We start from the raw sequence: 20271 nt of genomic DNA, 5'->3' as shown, positions 1-20271 counted from the left end.
ATGATCCATTGATTTATTAGTCAAGTTCTCCTAGTATTTTCATTAGGAACATCCGGCGGCTATTCATGAAAGCTACAGCCTTGCCTTTATTTATGATAGCGCTATCAGAAGATGGAAATAGTCAAACGTCTATCGGCGTACCTTCACAGATGATAGACTTATGCCCAGAGGAGATTTTCTTATCGATTATCGAATGGTTCAGCAACGCTGTAAACTTATCATTCCATAATCTTAAAATACCGGGAGGTTGCAGATATGAAATGGAATCACTTCAAGTCCAAGCTTCTGCTTAAATACACACTGTCCTACATCTCCATTTTTCTGATACCTCTTGTTATATTAACTATCATTATTTATCACAATGCCGTGAATACACTCCGTTCCGAGATCGAGCAGACCAACGTCAATCAATTGACCCAGGCTAAAACGGTCATTGATGAGCGCATGAAAGAACTGCAGGACATTGCCTTTCGAATCGCCTACGATGAGCAGTTGACCCGTTATTGGACTCACCATCCTTATTACAGCCGCGAATCTATCGGGGCCTTGGTCAAATACAAAGCCACCAGCTCCATTATTGATGAGCTGTTCCTGTTCTTCCGCGGAGATAACAGCATTTATTCGTCACAGGGCTTTGAGAATCTGAACGTCTTCACCGACCGCTACAAATTCAACAGCTGGAACGAAACGGAGATGGTGCGTGATTTAAACTCCGTCCCGATTCCAACCATGCGTCCGGCGGAGCAAGTGGTTCAGGGAACCAAAATCCAAAATTCCATGCTGGCATACCTTGTGCCGATCGCACCTAACAACACGCCTGCCCACGGAACCGTCATGTACCTGATTCATGAGTCCAATCTGACCGGATTGATCGACTCCATCCTCAGCGACTACCATGGGATGACTTATATATTCGATAATTACGGGCAAGTGCTGGCCGCCAACTACCAAGGCGAAACCATTACCGAGCAGGAAGTCAGCGCACTGTTCGCGCTTGAGCCCGGAACGCACAGCCTATCCCTGAACCAAGAGCCGCATTCGGTTGTATCCGTCAAATCCGATGCAGGCTGGACCTATGTCACCGCGATGCCAAGCAACCAGTTTTTCAGCCGCATCGTTCATATTCGTACTTTTGTCGTTTTGGTATTCTCCTTCGTGGTTGTGATGGGCACCATTCTGGCGATAATGCTGGCTCGCAGACAATACCATCCGATTTCAGATTTAATGGAGTTCATCCGGTTGAAAAATGAACCGGAACCGTCCACATCCAGCAACGAGCTGGAATGGATCAAGAAAACGCTGCATGATTACAGCCAGCGTGTGGATCTTCAAGAGCCCTACGCCCGCAATCATATTCTGCTCATGCTGCTTAAGCACGGTCATACGGGAGAATTCCCCTCCGAGTACACGGAGAAGCTTGGTATCCGCTTCAGCCGATCCCATTATTTTGTCGTAACGATGGGGTGGGAGTCGCACGGCCTTCCCATTGGCGACAATCCGGAGCGGCGGCCCGTCATGCAGCTCATGAACGATGTGGACCTGCCGGCCTTCTCCGCCTATGCCTTTGGAGTTGAGCTCCCACAGCCCGATCAGCTGGCCCTCATTGTCGGATTCGATGCGGAAACCGGGCATGAAGCGAGCCTTAACGCCCGTATGGAGCCGATCGCCCTTGCCCTGCAATCGATGGCGGCAAAGCACACAGGCGTCTCTCCTGCGATCGGGGTAGGCAACCGCTACAGTTATCCGGAGCAGCTCAATCAATCCTTCATTGAAGCATCAACCGCCTTGGAGGCATCCATGCTGCACGGACAGGGCAGCAGCACCTTTTTTAACGCACTTTCCGGTTCCGGCGCACAGGATTCATCCTTCTGGGTCCCTAAGGATGTTCTGCTGAAGCTGGTTCAGAGCTTGAAGCAAGGCAGTTACGACGTGGCGGTTCAGATGGTATCCACCGCATTAAATAACCTGAAGACGGAAATGCCGTCCGTCCCGCTGCTGCGCTGCATCTGCTTCGATATTCTGAATACGATGCTGAAGACGGCCTCGGAGCTTGGTATCCATCATGTGGTCAATCAGCTGCCGCGTGTCACCTCCTACGACTCGCTGGAGGATTTGGAGAAGAAGCTGGCAGGTTTGGCCGCGGAAATCTGTGCCCATGTCGAGGCGAAGAGCGAGACGGAAGAGAGTACCCTGATGGACGAAATCGTCGCTTATATCGACGCCAATTTCACGGATTATGACCTCAGTCTGGGTACGATCTCGTCTAAATTCTCCATCTCTTCATCGTATTTCAGCCGCTCCTTCAAAGAGAAAATCGGCATGAACTTTACCCAGTACATCTGGCAGAAACGGATGGACGAGGTGATCCGGCTGCTGCTGCACACCACCGATCCATTAAAGGATATCATCACCCGGGTCGGTTACCTGGACACACCGAACTTCATCCGCAAATTCAAGAAAGAGACGGGATACACGCCCGGTCAATACCGCAAAATGCACAGCCCCGACAGCGCCGCCGTTTCCACGGATGACGAAGACGAGGAGTACATCGGGTAACCGATTTGGACGATTGGCCTGATGGAGTACATTGGATAACGGTTTCGGACGATGGTCTCGAGAGTGCATCGGAAATGATTTAGGACGATAGCCAAGAAGAGTGCATTCGGTAGCGGTTTCGCCATATAAATAGAAATCTCCCCTGAGCGGTATCGTTCAGGGGAGATTTTCGTATGTTTTAAGTTTGTAAGTCCACTATCGAGCGATCCGATCCATCGCGCACCGCGCCAGCTTATTTCCCAGCCAAATTGTCTTGAAGTCCTTGATGCATAGCACCAAGCAGGCGATGGGTCGAATCACACCCGTATTCCCAGAACATGATCCCAGCCAAGCCTTGTTCCTTCACATAATCGCATTTGCACTGAATCGATTCCTCATCGTCATATGAAATCAGGCTGGAGCCATTAAAGAGGTACGGTGCACAGGCTTCCTCATCCCAATAACGAATGTAGCCGTTCTTGTTGATATAATCCGCAGCCAGCTCGGCAAAGGCCGGACCATAACCGCCCGTGCTGCCGGCCATTTGGTGAAGGCCGTGGTTCCGGTCAGGTACCTCGTTCCATACACGGGAATAGAATGCGGCACCGATGACGATCTTCTCCTTCGGAACACCGGCGCGAACGAACAGGTTCACGGAAGCATCCGTGCTGATGCGGAACAGATCACCGGTTGGCGTGTACAGATTCGTATGATGTCCGGTCAGAACCTGGAACCCGCCGCGCATATCATAGGTCATCAGCTGGACGAAATCGAGGTACTGCTGCACCTCAGCCATCTCTGTTCCGTCTACATAGTACTGATCAGCCCCTGCCGCTATCGTGAGCAGATAATGACGGCCATCCCGTGAGCCCTTGGCATCCAGCGCCTCCCGGATCGTCTTCAGCAGCAGCGTGAAATTCCGTTTATCATCAGGACTCGACCCTATGCCGGCCTCACCGTAACAAGGATACTCCCAGTCCAGATCGATCCCGTCAAAAGGGTATTCCTCCAGCACCCGTACGGCGGATGCGGCCATGTGCTCCCTTCCGCCTTCGGTTGAGGCGGCTTCAGAGAACCCACCGGCGCTCCAGCCGCCAACCGACAGAAGCACCGTAAGATTCGGATGATCCCGTTTGATGTTCCGGACAGCTTCGCCATTCTTCAAATGCTCGGTGGTGATCTCATCATTCTTGACATGACCAAAGGCTACGTTCAGATGCGTTAACTTCAGCAGATCCTCATGCGTCATGTCGGGAAGAACCGAATCGACGGCGTAACCCGCCACAATATACTTCGTCATTACTCTTCACTCCGATCCCTTCTAGGGTTGTAATATCGCGGTCGCAATCTGCAGGGCTTCCTTCCCGGTGCCGATCTTATATCCGGAAGCCGAATAACGGATTTGATCCTGACTGTCTAGGACGAACAGATGAGGATAACCGGCTTCATGGGTTGCTGGATTCGGGATGAAGCCCGACAAAGAAGCATAACTGGAGTCCCGTACAAAAACGGTGCGTGCCGGCAGCTTCGGATAGCTTGCCGGATCAAAGGAAGCCGTCCACTCCGCATTCCCGATCATCAGCACAATCGGCAAGCCCAGCTTATCCAGCGGCTCGGCCAGCTCGCTGAGCTCGCGGAGCAGATGCTTGGTCGGCTCCCGCTCCGGTTCGATCCAGGCAGCAAGAGCACCCTCGGATCCCAGAAGATCCTTAAGATTGGCTCCCGTTTCGTCCAATCGGGTAAGCGTACTGCCCGGAGACAGTGTGCCCAGCACCGGAATATCGACCGCCGTCTCACGATAGGTCAGCGCCACGCGCGCGGTGTCTCCGGCACGCACGGTAAAGTACGTGAAGCGCGCTCTTACCGTTCCGTCCTTCAGCCGGATGCCTGACGTTAGGCGGTACGAACCCGGTTCAACCTCATATGGCTCATCGTAAACATCGGTGCTGCCATAAGGATACACCAGTGTTTTGTACACGCCGTCTTCCAGGCGGGCGAAGGTAAAGTTCTCGGCATAGGATGCAGCCGGCGTGTCCTGCGAGCCTTTCAGGTCCCTGAGGAGCTGCAGCATCCCCCAGCTTGAGCTCTCCCGATTCCGCGGCGAGTTCAGACGGAAGATTGCATCTTTCCAGCCTTCAGCACATAAGTACTGCGGCTTCTGCTCGCTCGGGTGCAGTCGGGCAGGAATCCCCAGACTGCGGCATACCGCCACAAACAGGATGTCCAGCGACTGCTCGTCTCCCTTCATGAGACTGTAAGTGCCTGCCGGATTTCCCTTACCCTTCAGGTTAGGAAGATCGTCTGCATATGCATACCCCTTCTCCAAACGCCCGGCAAGCGCAGAAGGATCCTTCCTGAATGCCGCTGCCTCCGCAGCCGTAAAGGCATCGCCGAATACGCGTCGATACGGAACCAGCATTTCATAAGAAACCCGCGGGCACAGAATGTACTTCACGAAGGTATCCTCATCCCACTCTCCACGCTGAGCGAGCGCACCCATCAGATGATCATCCAGCGTCTGCCGGAAGGTATCAATCAAATCCTTTTCGTTCAGCGACTCCAGCAGCCGCAGCTGCCACTCGCCATAATCGCCGGTACGCTCCTCCAGGAACGCGGCGATTTCCCTGCTGTTGCCCCTGGCTTTTTGAAGAACATCCCATACCCGCTCCGGAGGCAGTCCTAGTGACTGGGCCAGTGTGAATGCCTCTTCTTCGCTCAGGAATGTACCCTCATATTCGGTCCGGACCTTCGTCCCTTCCTCCAGACGGCGGTTATGAGCCTGAATCTTCTCTTCCGGCAGCGACGACGCGGCATCTCCTTCTCCCTCCGGCGGAGGAACCATATCGAAATCCACGATCCCTGACGGCTGTTCGGATGAATCAAGCACAAATTCGATATGTTCGCCGTCCTGGGTCTTGAACAGGACTTCACTCCATTTCCCGCCGCTGACCGCGCGAACCAAGAGGTCGCCATAACCGGTTTTAAAGGAAGCCTTCCCTTCCTCATCGGTCTTGATTTCGGCAATCGGGTAAAATTCAGCCATATTATACAGCTCAAATCGAACGCTTGCGCCGGATACGGGCTCTCCCTGCTTATCCTTCACGCTGACGTAAAGGGTGCGGGCCGGCGCATAGTTCTCCAGTAAATTAATCTCTGTAAATCCCTTTTCATTGAGGGTTATATCCTCCGGTCCGGGATAATCGGCAAAAATCCGCGTATTGATCAGCATCGCCCTGCGGGCCGGCGGACTGAACCAGCCTTGATTCAGGCGGGCTTCCGGTTCGCATGCCCCGATGTAATACCACTGGCCGTCCGCCCATGCTTCCACCCAGGCATGGTTGCTGTCGCAATGTGCCCAGCGCGGCGTATAGACCTGACGCGCGGGGATTCCGATGCTTCGAAGAGCGGCCACCGCCAGTGTGGACTCCTCGCCGCAGCGTCCGCGTGCGTTCCGGATCATCGTCAGCGGCGAAATCGTCCGCAGATCGCTGCCGATGTAGGTCGCCTTCTCATGACACCAATAATTGGTTTCCAAAATGGCATCCGCCATCGATAACTTCGCCGTCCGTTCTGCCAGTTCGTTGTAGAGAATACCACGGAAATTTTCAATATTCTCCGTATTGACCCGGTAAGGAAGCACAAAATGCAGGAACAAATGATCCGGCACACGCTCGCCCCAAGGCACGCGCTTACGGATGTCCAATGCTTGACGCACATGACTCAAGAACAATTCCCCATCATAGTCGGCCATATCGTTCACCGGCATGTAGGCAAACAAATATTTCAGGGCCCAAGTTTCTTCTTCAGTCAGCTCCTGCGCAAAAACATGAAACAGCTGATCTTTGCGGGCTTTAGCAAAGACTACCTTCTCCTGGAACTTTTGCTCGATCCGCTCTTGTGTCTGCGAATCTAGTGAAAACACCGCGGTTTGGCTGGTCATCCTTAAGCTCACTCCTTCCATAGCTTTCCGTCTTCCCGAATGCAGATTAGAGCCGTGCCGTCCGACGAAGGGGCGCTAATCTGGAACAGGCTGCGGGTCGTTTCGATCACAGGCTGGATGCTCCATGAATCCTCGCCCATGAGCTGCTTTGCATCCTTCGTAAATTCACCATGGGCTTCATAGTAATTTCGCTGCCGGTAATAGAGTCTCCGCAGCTCCCACTTGATTCGTTCGTCTTCGGGGAGCGTGAACGGCTGGCGTTCCTCGCCATCGGCGAATACGACGTAACCCCACAGCTCCGGGTAATGCATATTGATGATGCCCATCGGCGACCATACCCAATTGTCCTCCGGATAAGGCTTGCCTGTCTCCGGATTCAGCATCTTACGATACTCGCCGTCTTGCACCTCAGTCTGCCATTCCACGCGCGAGAAGTTGACGCGCCAGAACTCACCCGGCGCCGGACGGCGCCCACCTTCGGCACACTCCTTGAGACTAGCCCAAGGAATTGCCACCTCCACACTCCATTTCCGGTTATCGGCGCCCGGACGGTTCAGCTCCCCCTCGATATACACCGCCGTCTTAATACCGCTGATGTCCCAGCCGTTGACCGGAGGTCCGCCATCCCGGTACGGTTTCACGAGCAGCAAGTCCCACACCGTGTTCAAGGCATTGATCTCGAATTCATAATATTGATGGCTGTCTCCGTCCGGATCGATGAATATTTCAAAGTCATTATCATAGAAAATAACCGAATCGCGTTCCGTCAGCGTCGCCCATATCTGATCCTCGATCAGCTCCGCGGCAAAATAAAAATACTCGTCGTCCCACAGCATTTTGACCCGGGTCCGTTTCCCCGGCTTCGGCCTTAGATCCCCCTCGATATCAACAAAATCATCGGTCCACTCCGCCGCATCCCAGAACGCCTTATCCACGCGGCCGTCCAGCACAAGCGGCTGCCCCGCACGCTTGCATATATAATGCTTGGGAGCATACTCTATCCTTGGCTCCGGCACACCACTTCTGTTCATGTCATTCTCTCCGCTTCATGAGGGAGGCTTAGCACCTATTAAGCGCGTCCCTTCCCGTGATGGTTAGTTATGCGTGACAACGGCTCCCGAGCCGCCGTACATCTCCAACTCTTCGTCAAACTCCAGCTTAAGAACCGTCACCTGCTCATGCGCGTCTTCAGGAGTCATTTTAATCCACGTCGTCCCCGGGATATTGAACCAAGGCACGCCCCCATGGATCTCGTGGGTAAGCTCCTTGCCCGAATGCAGCACGGTAATTTTCTTGATCGGGTTGCACAGCCCCTTGATGCACACATTCTCTTTCGGATCGTCATAGACAAACAGGTACAATGTCTTTCTGTCCTCGGAAATCGTGCTTCCCCCCAGATAATAGCGGGTCATAATGCCTTCGCCCGTTCCGAATACGGCCTCCTCGTGGGTCCGGATCCACGCGCCCAGCCCAAGCAGAATGTCCTCCTGCCTTGGATCGATGGTGCCGTCCTCGCGCGGACCGATATCCAGCAGCATATTGCCGCCCATCGAGATGCAGTCGCAGAACATCCGAATGATCTGGTTCAATGATTTATATTTATGATCGGTCGGCACATAGCCCCACGAACTGTTGATCGTTGTGCAGAATTCCCACGGTCCCTCCGGTCTCGTGATCGGGATGCCCTGCTCCGGCGTTTTATAATCACCGTGGCCCTGAAGCCGCGAGTTGATGATGATATCCGGATTAAAGGATTGCAGGTAATGCTTGAATTCCGGCAGATTCCACTGCTCGGCACTCCGTTCCCAGTCGCCATCGAACCACAGCAGATCCACCTTCCCGTAATTCGTCAGGATCTCCCGCAGCTGGTTGTTATTAAACTCCAGGAATTTCTGCCACTTCTCCTGATCCTGAACACCGTCCACGGGACTGGTGTGCGGGTTGACGCTGCTGAGATCCTCCGGTACCCGGCCTCCTTCAAACACGCTTGGATAATCCGGATGCGACCAATCGATTAGAGAGAAGTACATGCCCAGGTGAATGCCCTTCTCCCTGATCGCTTCCGCATACTCCCGCACGATATCCCGATTAGCCGGCGTCCGCTTGACCACGTTGAGATCGCTGTACTGCGTATCCCACAGCGCAACGCCATCATGGTGCTTCGTTGTCAGCACGGCATACCGGGCGCCGGATTTCTCGATCAAATCCGCCCATTTCTCCGCATTGAATTTCGATGCCGTAAAACCGTCCAGCTGCTTCATGTACTCGTCGTACGTGATTCTCCCGTTATAGAAGGACCAAGATTCCGAGACTCCGTCCACGGCATAGATGCCATAGTGAATGAAGATGCCCAGCTTGGCTTCTTCGAACCATTTCTGCATATCTGTCCACACCTCTTCTTAAGTCCTTGTACGTGAAAAATACGTTTATATAACCCGCCTCTTAACGAAACCGCAATACATGCGCGATCGGCGCCAGCCCCTGACGCTCCTGATCCGGAAGTCGGACCGCGACGCCATCGTCCGTGCGGCGGTAATCCAGCGCCTCCTGACCCCCGACCAGATCTATGCGGCTGAACGCCGTCTGAATCGGAATGTGCAGCTCCTCAGGAACGGCTTCTTGCTCATTTCGATACAGATAGATGGCGTAGGTCGTATCGCCTTTTTGGGTAAACTGGACCGCGCCGGAGGAATACGGCTCGCAGACGCGTGTGCCATAGATGGCCTCCCCATAGACTTTCAGCCACTCTCCCATGCCCTTCATTCGTGAAATGGCCGTCTCGGGCAGCCTTCCGTCCGGTTGCGGGCCCACATTGAGCGCTAGATTTCCGCCTTTGGCCACGATCTCGGCCAGCAGGTGAATGAGCTGACGCACCGTTTTGTAACGATCCTCGTACCGGAAGGAGAAGGAAGTTCCCATCGTGATGCAGCTCTCCCAAGGCACATGAAGGGCACGCTCAGGAAGAGTCTGCTCCGGCGTGATCAGATTCTCGTAAGGCCCGCCGACCGTGCGGTCCGCCGAGAGGAGCCAAGGCTGAATCTCACGCGCCTTCTCTACCACTTCGCCCAATCGGATATTCTGGTCCCGGTAATCGTTCACCCAGCCTGCATCCAGCCACAGCACATCGATGCGGCCATAACGGGTCATCAGCTCCATGATCTGCTCATGGGTAAACTGGACAAACTGTTCCCACAGCCAAGGATATTTCTTCGGATCGTAGCTAGGACCGCGAGAAGTGAAGCTCCCCGCTTCCATTCCCGGAGCCCAGTAGTACGGAGTATGCCAATCAGCCTTGGAGAAATAGGCGGAGATGCCGAGCCCCTTGGCGCGGAATGCATCGAACAGCTCCTTCGTGATATCGGCATGTTTATGCCTATGGAACGGACATTCCGGTCCCGTAACCCGGTAATCGGTCGTATGCGTATCCCACATGCAGAATCCGTCATGATGCTTGGTGGTAAAGTTCAAATATTTGAAGCCGTTATCGGCTGCAAGGTCAGCCCACAGATCAGGCTGAAAGCGAAGCGGGTTGAAGGTCTTGTTCAGATCAAAATACTGCCGTTTAAGCTCCTCCGCATCGATGTCCCAGTCAATGCCGTCACGCGACCAGTCCGCGTCTTTATCGCTCAGCGCCCACGATTCAACTAGGCCCAGCTGGGAATACGGCCCCCAGTGCATCATCAAGCCCAGCTTCTGGTCCTTAAACCATTCCAAGCGTTCCAGAAGCAGCGGATCCTCCGGCTTGACCCATTTGTCCTCACTGCTGAAATTGTGCACGCCCTGCTCCACTACCGCTTGCTCTTCCTCAACCAGCTTGTTCTCCGACATGGTGTACCTCCAATAGTCATTTGTTGATAACGATATCTTTGTAGATCATTGGAACGGGCTTCGCCTGCCCCTTAAAAACAATAGCCAACCCCCGGTCATGAAGCGACCGGGATACGTTGGCTCTTTGTTTTTCATATATGCATCTGATTATTGCTCGGCATTCCAGCGATCATATGCGCCTTGGTAAAGCTCGACGAGACGGTCGCTGCCCATTTTCTTGACTTGTGCAACGTATTTATCCCAATTCTCAAGCGGCTCTTGACCTGTTACGAATTTGGCTTCCATCTGTTTCACGTACGTTTCCAAATCGGACAACAGCGCAGTTGCCTCGCTCTGCTCTTCATTCGTCAAATACACGTTAGGGAACGGCGATTTACCGATCGGCACCAGTTTCTCTTGATTCTGCTGATCGATCCACTCATCGAATTCGGTGCGAAGACCTTTCGCAACATCCGGATCATTGACGCCAGGTGTCAAAATGCCGTAGTTCGGCGTGATTTTGCCGCGATACTCCTCACGATCACCACCGCCTGGCACTGGGAGCCATTCTTTTACGCGGTTAGCCTCATCCTTGAATTTCCACAGGGTGCCTTCCGGTCCTTGGTTAAACAGCGTAGCGCCTTCATAGCTGTACAGGTAATCGATCCAGCGCATGGTCGCTTCCGGAGCCGGGTTGCTGCTCGAAATGGCGAATGTGCCTCTTGCCGACATACCAGGATGCATGCCGTATACCGGAGAGTCGGCGATTTCACTCTTCACCGGCGTCATGAGCGGATGCTCGCTGCTAGGCTCGCCGCCGAGCGTGAAGTACGCATGGTAGTCGTTAAACAGAGCCAGCTGATTGTTTTCTCCCTTGGCTTTTTTCTGATCGCCTGTTTGCGAGAAGGTTTCATGATCCAGCAGTTCTTCCTTCCACAGACGGTTCATGAACGTCAGATAGCCTTTGTAGCCTTCTTCCTGGTAAGGGTAGTGTACTTTCCCATCCTTGTCGGAATAGATTCCTTCGTTGTACATGCCCCAGAAGCCGAAGAAGTACATGCGCAGGTCATCCAGCTTGACGGAAGTCAGCGGAATCTCGTCTTTCTTTCCGTTTCCGTTAGGGTCTTCTTCCTTGACGCGTTTCAAGAATGTATATAATTCCTCAGTAGTCTTTGGTTCGGACACATTGAGCGCTTTTAGGAATTTGCCGTTATACCACATTGGGCCTCTATACCATACGGCAGCCTTGTCGACGAACGGCAGGGCATAGATATGTCCGTCCGGAGTCGTAAAAGACTTGCGGACATCCGGGTTCTCATCCAATATCTTTTTGATGTTCGGTGCATAACCTTCGTCAATGTACTTCTCCAGCGGAATGAGGATGCCTTGGCTGCCATAAGTCACCTGTTCAGCCGGCTTCAGATCCGCCGCATAGAACATATCGGGCAAATCGCCGCTCGCAAACACCAGATTTTTCTTCGTTTCAAAGCTGTCAATCGGAGAAAGCTGATACTCCAGCTTGATGCCTGACAATTTCTCCATCTCTTGTAGTACGGGCATCGTATTCCAATCGGCTACACCGGCATCCTGCGACATGACCGTCAGCGTGATCGGCTCATCCACAATCGGGAAACCTTCCTTCTTTACCCCTTCCGTGCTGGCCGTCCCGGACGGTGCTGTAGCAGCGCCATCTCCTTTAGGTGAACCACAGGCTGCAAGCATTGTTGCTGAGAGGGTGAGGCAGAGTAAAATAGATGATGCCTTGCGAAGCTTTTTCATGACAACAACTCCCCTTTTTTGGTGTGGATTGTATGGTTTAAGATCAGCCCTTAACGGAACCAATCATAACACCCTGCACAAAATAACGTTGAAGGAACGGATAAACCGCAATAACCGGAAGTGTCGCAACGATAATGACCGCATATTTGACCAGTGCGGCAATTTCCGCTTTGGAATTCATCGCTGCTGCGGATGAGGCGTCAATCGCCCCGCCGCCCTGTGCCGCCATCTCCTGAAGAACCAGGATTTGACGCAGGAAGAGCTGCAGCGGGTACTTCGCGGCATCATTCAGATAAATCATGGCACTGAAGTAACTGTTCCAATGTCCGACGCCGTAGAAAAGTGCCATGACGGCAATAATCGGCATCGAGAGCGGCAATACGATTTTGATGAATAACCGGAAGTTCGTACAGCCGTCGATATGGGCCGCTTCCTGAAGCTCCTTCGGAATGGTCGATTGGAAGAACGTCCGGGACACAATGATATTCCATATGGACGCAGCTCCCGGCAGAATAAGTGCCCACATGCTGTTGACCATGCCAAGATCTTTCACGAGCAGGTAACTCGGAATCAGTCCCCCGCCGAAAAACATCGTAACCAGGAACACCGCCATGAAAAATCCTCTGCCCACAAAATCTGAGCGGCTTAGCGCATAGGCTGCAGGCAGCGTGACAATCAGATTCACAATCGTACCTATCACTGTATAAATAATCGTGTTCTTGTAGCCAATCCAAATGTTGGCATTCTCAAACACCCGGGCATATCCATCAAACGTTATCCCTTTCGGAATCAGCCACATTTCACCTGAGCTTACGTACTTCGGATCACTGATGGAGGCGCTGACAATGTACAGCAACGGGTACAGTACGATGATCAGTGCAATCGTCAGATAGATGTAGTTGCATAGCAGGAATAATTTATCCCCTTTGCTTTCCCTTACCGTGGATGACATATGTTATTCCCCCTTCTACCACAGGCTGTTTTCGCTGGTGCGACGAGCGATTTGGTTCACCGCAATCAGCAGAATCGCATTAATGACCGAATTGAACAATCCGACGGCGGTAGAGAAGCTGTACTGTGCGTCAACCAGACCGGAACGATAAACAAAAGTCGAGATGACATCGGAAGAGCTCATATTCAGCGGGTTCTGCAGCAGCAGGATTTTCTCGAATCCGACGCCCAAAATGCTGCCCATGTTCAGGATCAACAGGATGGTGATCGTAGGTACAATCGCCGGAATGTTAATATGCAGAATGCGTTTGAATCGGCTCGCACCGTCCACGACGGCAGCTTCATGCAGCTGCGGATCGACACCCGACAATGCAGCCAGATAGATAATGGTACCCCAGCCTGCGCTCTGCCAGACGCCAGACAGCACGTACACAGTCTTAAACCAAGCGGGATCTGTCAGGAATTGCGGCGGCTGAAAGCCCAGCATTTCCACAAAATTTACGATCATGCCGGACGAAGGCGACAGGAAGGTAATGATCATACCGGACATAACAACGACTGAAATGAAATGCGGCGCATACGTGACGGTCTGTACCGTACGCTTGAAGAATGAATCCTTCACTTCATTGAAAGCCAATGCCAGAATGATGGGCAGCGGAAACCCGATGGCCAGCTCATACAAGCTGATGCTCAAGGTATTCCAGAGCAAGTCCCAGAAGTAATAAGAGTTAAAGAAGCGTTCGAAATGGTCGAATCCGACCCACGGGCTTCCCGTTATTCCCAACGTCGGGATGAAATTTTTGAAGGCGATTTGGATCCCGTACATCGGGCCATAATGGAAAATGACAAAATACAGAAATGCCGGAGCGATAAACAAATACAGCTCCCAGTTTCGAATCATCCTCCTCCATAATGTATTTTTCTTACGATTCGGCATCGTGTTAACCGATAAGCTTTGCGTCAGGGCGGATTGACCATCTTGCTGCATAGGTTGCCCCCTCCTTTTCTAATGAAAATCCGGCCATTTTTTTTCGGAAAAGCACCCCTGTTCAATGTAAAAGAAAGAGCCTTCCTGACCACACATCCTTAGCGTGCGGCTTTGCCCGCTTCAGAAATTGTTAACGCTTACATCCCAAGTGTATGGACTGCCGCATGATCCGTAAATATGTCATTTCTATTGTCTGTTCAAAACAGCTCAATGTGCTGGTATGACGGGCATTTCACGTCCCACCCACTTCTGTCATTGTCGTTTTCAAGCAGGAAAACATGTGGTTTTTGACCCCTTCCCCTCCGGTAAATAGTCATCCAGACTAACGGGATGAGCCTTGACAGATGTCATATCTGACCGTAAGTTGGAAAAATAAACCGCAAAAGCAAAACTGACATATTCTAAAAGAAATGAGGGATTACGCATGCAGCCATCCTCCTGGATTTTAGCCGGTTACGCAGGGCGCAAGGTCTTATCCACGATCACGACCGAAGATGCCAAGCGGCTCACTCACTTGAATATCGCATTCGCCCATATCCAAGAAAACAAGATTACGTATACCGATACAAAGACCATTCACGAGATCCAGCGCCTGAAAGCTGTCAATCCCCGGTTAACCGTTCTGCTGTCCGTTGGCGGCTGGGGCTCCGATGGATTCTCGAAAGCTGCAGCCACGCCCGAAGGAAGACAAAGCTTGTGCGAATCGGCGATCAAGCTGCTGCAAGAATTTCCATTCGACGGCATTGACCTGGACTGGGAGTATCCATGCTACTCGATTGCCGGGACGGCCGCATCGCCAAGTGACAAGGAGAACTTCACGCTGCTCCTGAAGGAGCTTCGGGAAACGCTGGATCAGTTCGGGAGGGGCGAGACACACTATCTGCTCACGATCGCGGCCGGAGCCGATCAATATTATATAGATGGCACTGATATCCGTGATATCCACCCCTATCTCGACTTCATTCAGCTGATGACGTACGACATGCGCGGCGGATTCCAGACGCTGACGGGCCATCACACCAACCTGTACACCTCAACTGGCGATCTGTTCCGAATCAGCGTTGATGCATCCGTTCGTCTGTTTACCCAGGCTGGTGTGCCGCGCGAAAAAATCGTGATCGGCGCCGGATTCTACTCTAGGAAGTGGAACGATGTGCCGGACGTAAACAACGGATACCTCCAGGTCGCTCCATCCTCCGGTGATTACGGTCCGACCTATACCCAGCTCGCAGCCGAATATTTCAATAATCCTTCCTATAAAAGGTACTGGGACGACGAAGCCAAAGCGCCTTATTTATTCGATGGCAGCAGCTTCATTACTTACGATGATGCTGAATCTCTGACTCATAAATGCAAATACATACAGGATCAAGGCTTGGCTGGTATTATGTTCTGGGAATACAGCTGTGATGCGACACACAGCCTGCTGGATGCCATGTATAAGGCATTCCACTCATAGAACAGAGTGGGGACCGCCTAAGTTGTAACAGTTTCACTCCCCTCCAGGTGTCTTTATGTCGCTATTCGTTCGGACTCTTTCCTAATGGTGAAGGAGTCCTTTTCATATCATTGCTTACGCAAACCGGAGGATGTCGACAGATAACACGTTATGTTTTCTATCATATTACTAACTCCGCATTGCTGCGCTGCAATGTCTTGGCTTTATTCTAGGAGTTCCTTCCGAACTCCGTAAATATGTCGTTTTTATCTTTAACTATAGAGCATGCAAAGCCTCATAAACACTGGAAATTTCATACTGTATATGTTGATCTTGCACCTGACACGAGGATTGCAATTCACTGACAATCTTGGATTTTGGACAGAAAAAAAGCCATTCCTGAGGACGGAAAGGCTTTTTTTATCTATGAGGGTATGGATATTTCTCAAATACTATGTCATTTTTATGTGATTAAATCTAACTTATCTGGCTGTATTTCGGTCGTCATTCGTAACATCACCAAAGAAGCGGATCGAGTACAATGCACACAGACCGACAATCGTATAGATGATGCGGGAGCCGATGGAGCTCTGTCCACCAAACAATGCAGCTACCAGGTCGTATTGAAACAGACCGACCAGAAGCCAGTTAATGCCTCCAACAATCAATAACAGCAAAGCTATTATATTAAATGTTCTCATCGTTTAACCCTCCTTACGTCCGATTTTTGCATCATTCGATACATGTTTGTTCATCTATGATTTTAGTATCTATTTTTAACCAATTATGGCGTATGTAATCATGTCCGAACAAAAAACATCCCCTTAACGGGGATGCTCCTGCACCGGGATCACACTCTTCCTTTAGACCCCCTTGGGGAAACCGCGCTTATGATGCAAAAGCTCGAGAAACACCTCTACGGCCTTGGTATGATAAGGTGTTTTCTGTGTAATCCATGAGAACTGCCGTGCCACCGGTCTGCCATTCGGTACTAGCATATGCAGCGTTCCGAGCTGCACCTCCTTGCGCACCGCCCATCGCGACAGCAGCGTGACGCCAAGGCCTGCCTCCACGGATTCCTTGATCAGCTGGGTGCTACCGAACTCCACGATATGCTGAGGGCGAATATGATACCGTGAGAACATCCGCTCCGTTGCCTCGCGGGTGCCCGATCCGGCTTCCCTGACAATCCAGGTCTCATCCGCAAGCTCGGAGAGCGATAGCTCCTGCAGATGATCATACCGCCCGTCCCGGGGAACCATCACCAGCATCTCATCCTCGGCAAAGGCCTCGATATGCAGCTTATCATCCTGATAATCTCCCTCCACGATGCCGATATCCGCCTCATGGCGCAGTATCATCTCCGCCACCTCCGTGGTGTTCCCGATCATAATCGATGGGCGGATCAAGGGATAATGTTCCCTCATATAAGCGATCAAATGCGGCAGCATATATTCCCCGAAGGTATAGCTGGAGCCAATGGACAGATTGCCGCTCGCCCGATGCATCAAATCGTCCACGAGCGTGTTCATGCGGGTGTACAGGCCCAGAATGTCCTTCGCATGATGGTATACGATCTCTCCGGCTTTGGTTAGCCGGACATATTTATTGCTTCGCTCCAGCAGCTTGGTGCCCACAGACCGCTCGAGCGCTTGGATATATTGGCTTACCGCGGGCTGTGTCATCAGCAGCTCCTCCGCCGCACGGGTAAAATTCCCCTTCTCTACCACCGTAACGAATACCTCCAATGGTTGATCCACGCTTTTGGCCTCCTTCGTTCGCAATGTCCACGAATGCTTATGAGTTATATTACCATAACATAATACTTATGATGATCATTATAATGATTTATTTTTCTTATCTATTGGAATGGGATACGATGGGTTCAGACCAACCGAACGAATCGGAGGTTACATCTTATGACAGAGCCAGCCTATTCCAAATCACAAGAACACACCCATCGTCTGGTTCGATGGACACAGCATACGCTGCCCGCCGCTGCAGGCGGCATTGCCTTTACCTTTGTCATCGCTCTCATCGGTTACGTATTAGCAAGCATGCCGGGCCTTGGCTACCTTGGCCAGCTCGCCTGGGCGATTCTCATCGCCGCAGTATATCGACAGCTGCGAGGTTATCCGGAGAGACTGCGCATAGGAATCCAATTCACGGCCAAGCGGCTGCTGCGACTAGCAATTATTCTATATGGCCTTAAGTTGAATATCGGCATCGTGTTCCAGCAAGGCCTGGGTTTAATGATGAGGGATGTTATCAGCGTCATATTTGCCATCGCGCTCACCCTGCTGATCGCCAAATGGCTGAAGGCCGATATGTCCTTGTCCCTTCTGCTTGGCATTGGAACCGGTGTATGCGGTGCGGCGGCCATTGCCGCCGTGTCCCCGATCCTCAAGGCGAAGGAGAAGGACACTGCGCTAGGTGCGGGGCTGATTGCCTTTCTTGGAACCATTGTTGCTATCGGTTATACCCTCGTCCAGCCGCTGCTTCCCTTAACAGATACCCAATACGGCGTGTGGTCGGGTGTCAGTCTTCATGAAATCGCCCATGTAGCATTGGCAGCTGCTCCAGCAGGTGAGGACGCCCTTGCGATTAGCCTGCTCGCGAAGCTGGGACGCGTATTCTTGCTCGTACCGCTCAGTATCGCGCTAATGGTCTGGATGAAGCGCACCGGGCGTATGCAGAGTCATACACGGATGGAGTTTCCCTGGTTTCTGCTGGGCTTCATGGCAGCGAGTGTACTGGGAAGCTGGGAATTTACCGGACAACCGATCATTCCCCTGCCGATCAAAGATTGGATTTCTCAGGCAGCCTCCTTCATTCTTGCCATGGCGATGGTGGGACTTGGCCTGAATGTCCACTTGAAGGATGTGCGCGGCGCCTGGCGGCCGCTGCTGGCCATGTCCATCACCACCGTGCTGCTGATTCTGCTTACTTATGCCATGGCATAAGTAAGCGGAAGGCAGCCAATGTGTACAAAACGGAAAACCATCCCCTGCGGCAGATTCCCGGCAGGGGATGGTTTTTTTGTGGTGAATAGCCCCATACTCCATTCCTATCCTATAATGCTGGATTCAAGCCATATTAGGATGGCCGCAATACGACAACCCCCGTCTTTTTCTTTCCATTTTAGGGTAAAACTAAATGTAGGCATCCCGCCCATTTCGGGTGGAAGGTTTAGCTCCCCTGCTTTCTTGGGTATTTGAGCTTAATATGCAGTAAACATGCAGAGCTATCATGATAGAGGAGATGGAAGTATGCAACGAAATCATACGATTATGCAATTCTTCGAATGGCATGTTGCAGCCGATGGCTCGCACTGGAACCGACTCAAGAACGCAGCCCCGGAGCTGAGCAAGGCGGGAATCGATGCGGTATGGATTCCTCCGGTGACAAAAGCTACGTCCGCAGAGGACAATGGCTACGGCGTATACGATCTCTATGATCTGGGAGAGTTCGATCAGAAAGGAACGGTTCGCACGAAATATGGAACCAAGCAGGAATTGATCGATGCCATCGCGGCCTGCCACAAGCACGGAATTGCCGTCTATGTGGATCTGGTCATGAACCATAAGGCGGGCGCAGATGAAACCGAGCGGTTTCGGGTGGTACAGGTCGACGAGATGGATCGGACCAAGGATATATCGAAGCCATTCGAGATTGAGGGTTGGACCAAATTCACCTTCTCTGGCAGGGGAGATCAATACTCTTCGTTTCAGTGGAATTTCACTCATTTTAACGGTACCGATTACGACGAAATCAGCAAACGTTCCGGCATTTTCCGGATCGTCGGCGAGAACAAATCATGGAGCGATAACGTTGACAATGAATTCGGCAATTACGACTACCTGATGTTTGCCAACATTGATTACAGCCATCCGGATGTTCGCAAGGAAATGCTCGCATGGGGCAAGTGGCTGGTGGATACGCTGCAATGCAGCGGATTCCGGCTGGATGCGATCAAACATATCAACCATGACTTCATTAAAGAATTTGCCACCGCCATGAAGAAAAAGCGCGGAGATGATTTTTACATCGTAGGGGAGTTCTGGAATCCCGAGCTTCAAGACTGTCGAAACTTTCTGGATACGGTGGATTACAAGATCGATCTGTTTGACGTGTCTCTTCATTATAAACTCCAGGCGGCTTCCAAAGCCGGCCGATCCTTCGATCTCCGTACGATCTTTGACGATACGCTTGTCCAATCACACCCGATGAATGCCGTCACGTTTGTGGACAATCATGACTCGCAGCCGCAGGAATCGCTGGAATCCTGGGTGGAAGATTGGTTCAAGCAGAGCGCTTATGCGTTGATCCTGCTGCGAAAGGACGGTTATCCTTCCGTCTTCTATGGCGATTATTACGGAATCGGCGGCGAGAAACCCATTCCCGGCAAAAAGGAAGCGATTGACCCGCTTCTGTATGCCAGAGCGAATCGGGCGTATGGCCAGCAGGACGATTATTTTGACCACCCGAATACGATCGGCTGGGTCCGCCGCGGCATCCCGGAAATCGAGTTTTCCGGCTGCGCGGTAGTTATCTCCAATGGCGAAGCCGGGGATAAGCGGATGTTTGTCGGCGAGCATCGAGCCGAAGAGGTATGGGTAGATCTGACACGCACCCGGAAGGATCGCATTACAATCGGCGAGGATGGCTTCGCTCTTTTTCCGGTGAACGGCGGCAGTGTGTCCGTCTGGGCTCACCCGGATATTCCCGTAGAAACGTAAGCAGCAGCATTTTACACATCAAAAAAACCGGAAGGATCGGTTTCGTCAGGCACTCCTATTGGATAGGAAATTACTTGCCGCATACCCTGATCCT

At 52.0% G+C, this 20271-nt stretch carries 14 protein-coding genes; 4 read left to right on the top strand and 10 right to left on the bottom strand.

Annotation, left to right across the window (positions count from 1 at the left end):
* The first annotated feature begins 255 nt into the window (after positions 1-255).
* On the top strand, positions 256-2556 hold the full coding sequence (locus tag M4D81_RS04990) for a helix-turn-helix domain-containing protein (protein ID WP_260064772.1): 2301 nt from the start codon (positions 256-258) through the stop codon (positions 2554-2556).
* A 232-nt stretch (positions 2557-2788) separates the two neighbouring features.
* Here M4D81_RS04990 and M4D81_RS04985 read toward each other — a convergent pair whose 3' ends face one another.
* The 8 genes from M4D81_RS04985 to M4D81_RS04950 form a co-directional block, all read right to left on the bottom strand.
* Entirely contained in the window at positions 2789-3835 is a 1047-nt protein-coding gene (locus M4D81_RS04985) for a glycoside hydrolase family 18 protein (protein ID WP_071218762.1), read from the bottom strand.
* A 21-nt stretch (positions 3836-3856) separates the two neighbouring features.
* Entirely contained in the window at positions 3857-6475 is a 2619-nt protein-coding gene (locus M4D81_RS04980; RefSeq protein ID WP_260064771.1) for a transglutaminase domain-containing protein, read from the bottom strand.
* 8 nt (positions 6476-6483) lie between these two features.
* Positions 6484-7506 (bottom strand): carbohydrate-binding family 9-like protein, encoded by a 1023-nt coding sequence (locus M4D81_RS04975; protein WP_260064769.1) that lies wholly within the window; start codon positions 7504-7506, stop codon positions 6484-6486.
* 63 nt (positions 7507-7569) lie between these two features.
* Entirely contained in the window at positions 7570-8856 is a 1287-nt protein-coding gene (locus M4D81_RS04970; protein ID WP_071218759.1) for an alpha-L-fucosidase, read from the bottom strand.
* A gap of 61 nt (positions 8857-8917) precedes the next feature.
* Entirely contained in the window at positions 8918-10303 is a 1386-nt protein-coding gene (locus M4D81_RS04965) for an alpha-L-fucosidase (protein ID WP_194540037.1), read from the bottom strand.
* 147 nt (positions 10304-10450) lie between these two features.
* Positions 10451-12061 carry an extracellular solute-binding protein gene (locus M4D81_RS04960; RefSeq protein WP_260064766.1) on the bottom strand — a complete coding sequence of 537 codons (1611 nt, stop codon included), beginning with the start codon at positions 12059-12061 and terminating at the stop codon, positions 10451-10453.
* Between the two features lie 43 nt (positions 12062-12104).
* A complete protein-coding gene (locus M4D81_RS04955; RefSeq protein ID WP_071218756.1) occupies positions 12105-13013 on the bottom strand; it encodes a carbohydrate ABC transporter permease in 909 nt (302 codons plus the stop codon).
* 15 nt (positions 13014-13028) lie between these two features.
* On the bottom strand, positions 13029-14000 hold the full coding sequence (locus M4D81_RS04950) for an ABC transporter permease (protein ID WP_071218755.1): 972 nt from the start codon (positions 13998-14000) through the stop codon (positions 13029-13031).
* A gap of 424 nt (positions 14001-14424) precedes the next feature.
* Here M4D81_RS04950 and M4D81_RS04945 point away from each other — a divergent pair, with 424 nt between their 5' ends.
* On the top strand, positions 14425-15459 hold the full coding sequence (locus M4D81_RS04945; protein WP_260064763.1) for a glycoside hydrolase family 18 protein: 1035 nt from the start codon (positions 14425-14427) through the stop codon (positions 15457-15459).
* Positions 15460-15920: 461 nt separating this feature from the next.
* Here the strand turns inward: M4D81_RS04945 and M4D81_RS04940 are convergent, their stop codons facing one another.
* On the bottom strand, positions 15921-16139 hold the full coding sequence (locus M4D81_RS04940; protein WP_260064762.1) for a DUF378 domain-containing protein: 219 nt from the start codon (positions 16137-16139) through the stop codon (positions 15921-15923).
* 162 nt (positions 16140-16301) lie between these two features.
* Positions 16302-17198: a LysR family transcriptional regulator gene (locus M4D81_RS04935; RefSeq protein ID WP_260064760.1), complete on the bottom strand. Its 897-nt coding sequence runs from the start codon at positions 17196-17198 to the stop codon at positions 16302-16304.
* Between the two features lie 159 nt (positions 17199-17357).
* On the opposite strand from M4D81_RS04935, the gene M4D81_RS04930 reads away from it, so the two are divergent.
* Both M4D81_RS04930 and M4D81_RS04925 read left to right on the top strand, forming a co-directional pair.
* Entirely contained in the window at positions 17358-18401 is a 1044-nt protein-coding gene (locus M4D81_RS04930) for a YeiH family protein (RefSeq protein WP_260064758.1), read from the top strand.
* A 306-nt stretch (positions 18402-18707) separates the two neighbouring features.
* The gene (locus M4D81_RS04925; RefSeq protein WP_260064757.1) at positions 18708-20177 is read left to right on the top strand and encodes an alpha-amylase; all 1470 of its coding nucleotides are present in this window, start codon (positions 18708-18710) and stop codon (positions 20175-20177) included.
* Positions 20178-20271 lie beyond the last annotated feature (94 nt).

The sequence above is a fragment of the Paenibacillus sp. p3-SID867 genome (assembly GCF_025142895.1).
Lineage (GTDB): Bacteria > Bacillota > Bacilli > Paenibacillales > Paenibacillaceae > Paenibacillus_AQ.
The sequence above is the reverse complement of the archived record's forward strand: the minus strand, read 5'-3'. Positions and strand labels throughout refer to the sequence as shown.

Excerpts from the sequence above, each read along its gene's own strand:
- M4D81_RS04970 (WP_071218759.1), bottom strand. The coding sequence starts at position 8,856 with ATGCAGAAATGGTTCGAAGAAGCCAAGCTGGGCATCTTCATTCACTAT.
- M4D81_RS04985 (WP_071218762.1), bottom strand. The coding sequence starts at position 3,835 with ATGACGAAGTATATTGTGGCGGGTTACGCCGTCGATTCGGTTCTTCCC.
- M4D81_RS04940 (WP_260064762.1), bottom strand. The coding sequence starts at position 16,139 with ATGAGAACATTTAATATAATAGCTTTGCTGTTATTGATTGTTGGAGGC.
- M4D81_RS04965 (WP_194540037.1), bottom strand. The coding sequence starts at position 10,303 with ATGTCGGAGAACAAGCTGGTTGAGGAAGAGCAAGCGGTAGTGGAGCAG.
- M4D81_RS04925 (WP_260064757.1), top strand. The coding sequence starts at position 18,708 with ATGCAACGAAATCATACGATTATGCAATTCTTCGAATGGCATGTTGCA.
- M4D81_RS04975 (WP_260064769.1), bottom strand. The coding sequence starts at position 7,506 with ATGAACAGAAGTGGTGTGCCGGAGCCAAGGATAGAGTATGCTCCCAAG.
- M4D81_RS04945 (WP_260064763.1), top strand. The coding sequence starts at position 14,425 with ATGCAGCCATCCTCCTGGATTTTAGCCGGTTACGCAGGGCGCAAGGTC.
- M4D81_RS04980 (WP_260064771.1), bottom strand. The coding sequence starts at position 6,475 with ATGACCAGCCAAACCGCGGTGTTTTCACTAGATTCGCAGACACAAGAG.
- M4D81_RS04955 (WP_071218756.1), bottom strand. The coding sequence starts at position 13,013 with ATGTCATCCACGGTAAGGGAAAGCAAAGGGGATAAATTATTCCTGCTA.
- M4D81_RS04990 (WP_260064772.1), top strand. The coding sequence starts at position 256 with ATGAAATGGAATCACTTCAAGTCCAAGCTTCTGCTTAAATACACACTG.
- M4D81_RS04950 (WP_071218755.1), bottom strand. The coding sequence starts at position 14,000 with ATGCAGCAAGATGGTCAATCCGCCCTGACGCAAAGCTTATCGGTTAAC.
- M4D81_RS04960 (WP_260064766.1), bottom strand. The coding sequence starts at position 12,061 with ATGAAAAAGCTTCGCAAGGCATCATCTATTTTACTCTGCCTCACCCTC.
- M4D81_RS04930 (WP_260064758.1), top strand. The coding sequence starts at position 17,358 with ATGACAGAGCCAGCCTATTCCAAATCACAAGAACACACCCATCGTCTG.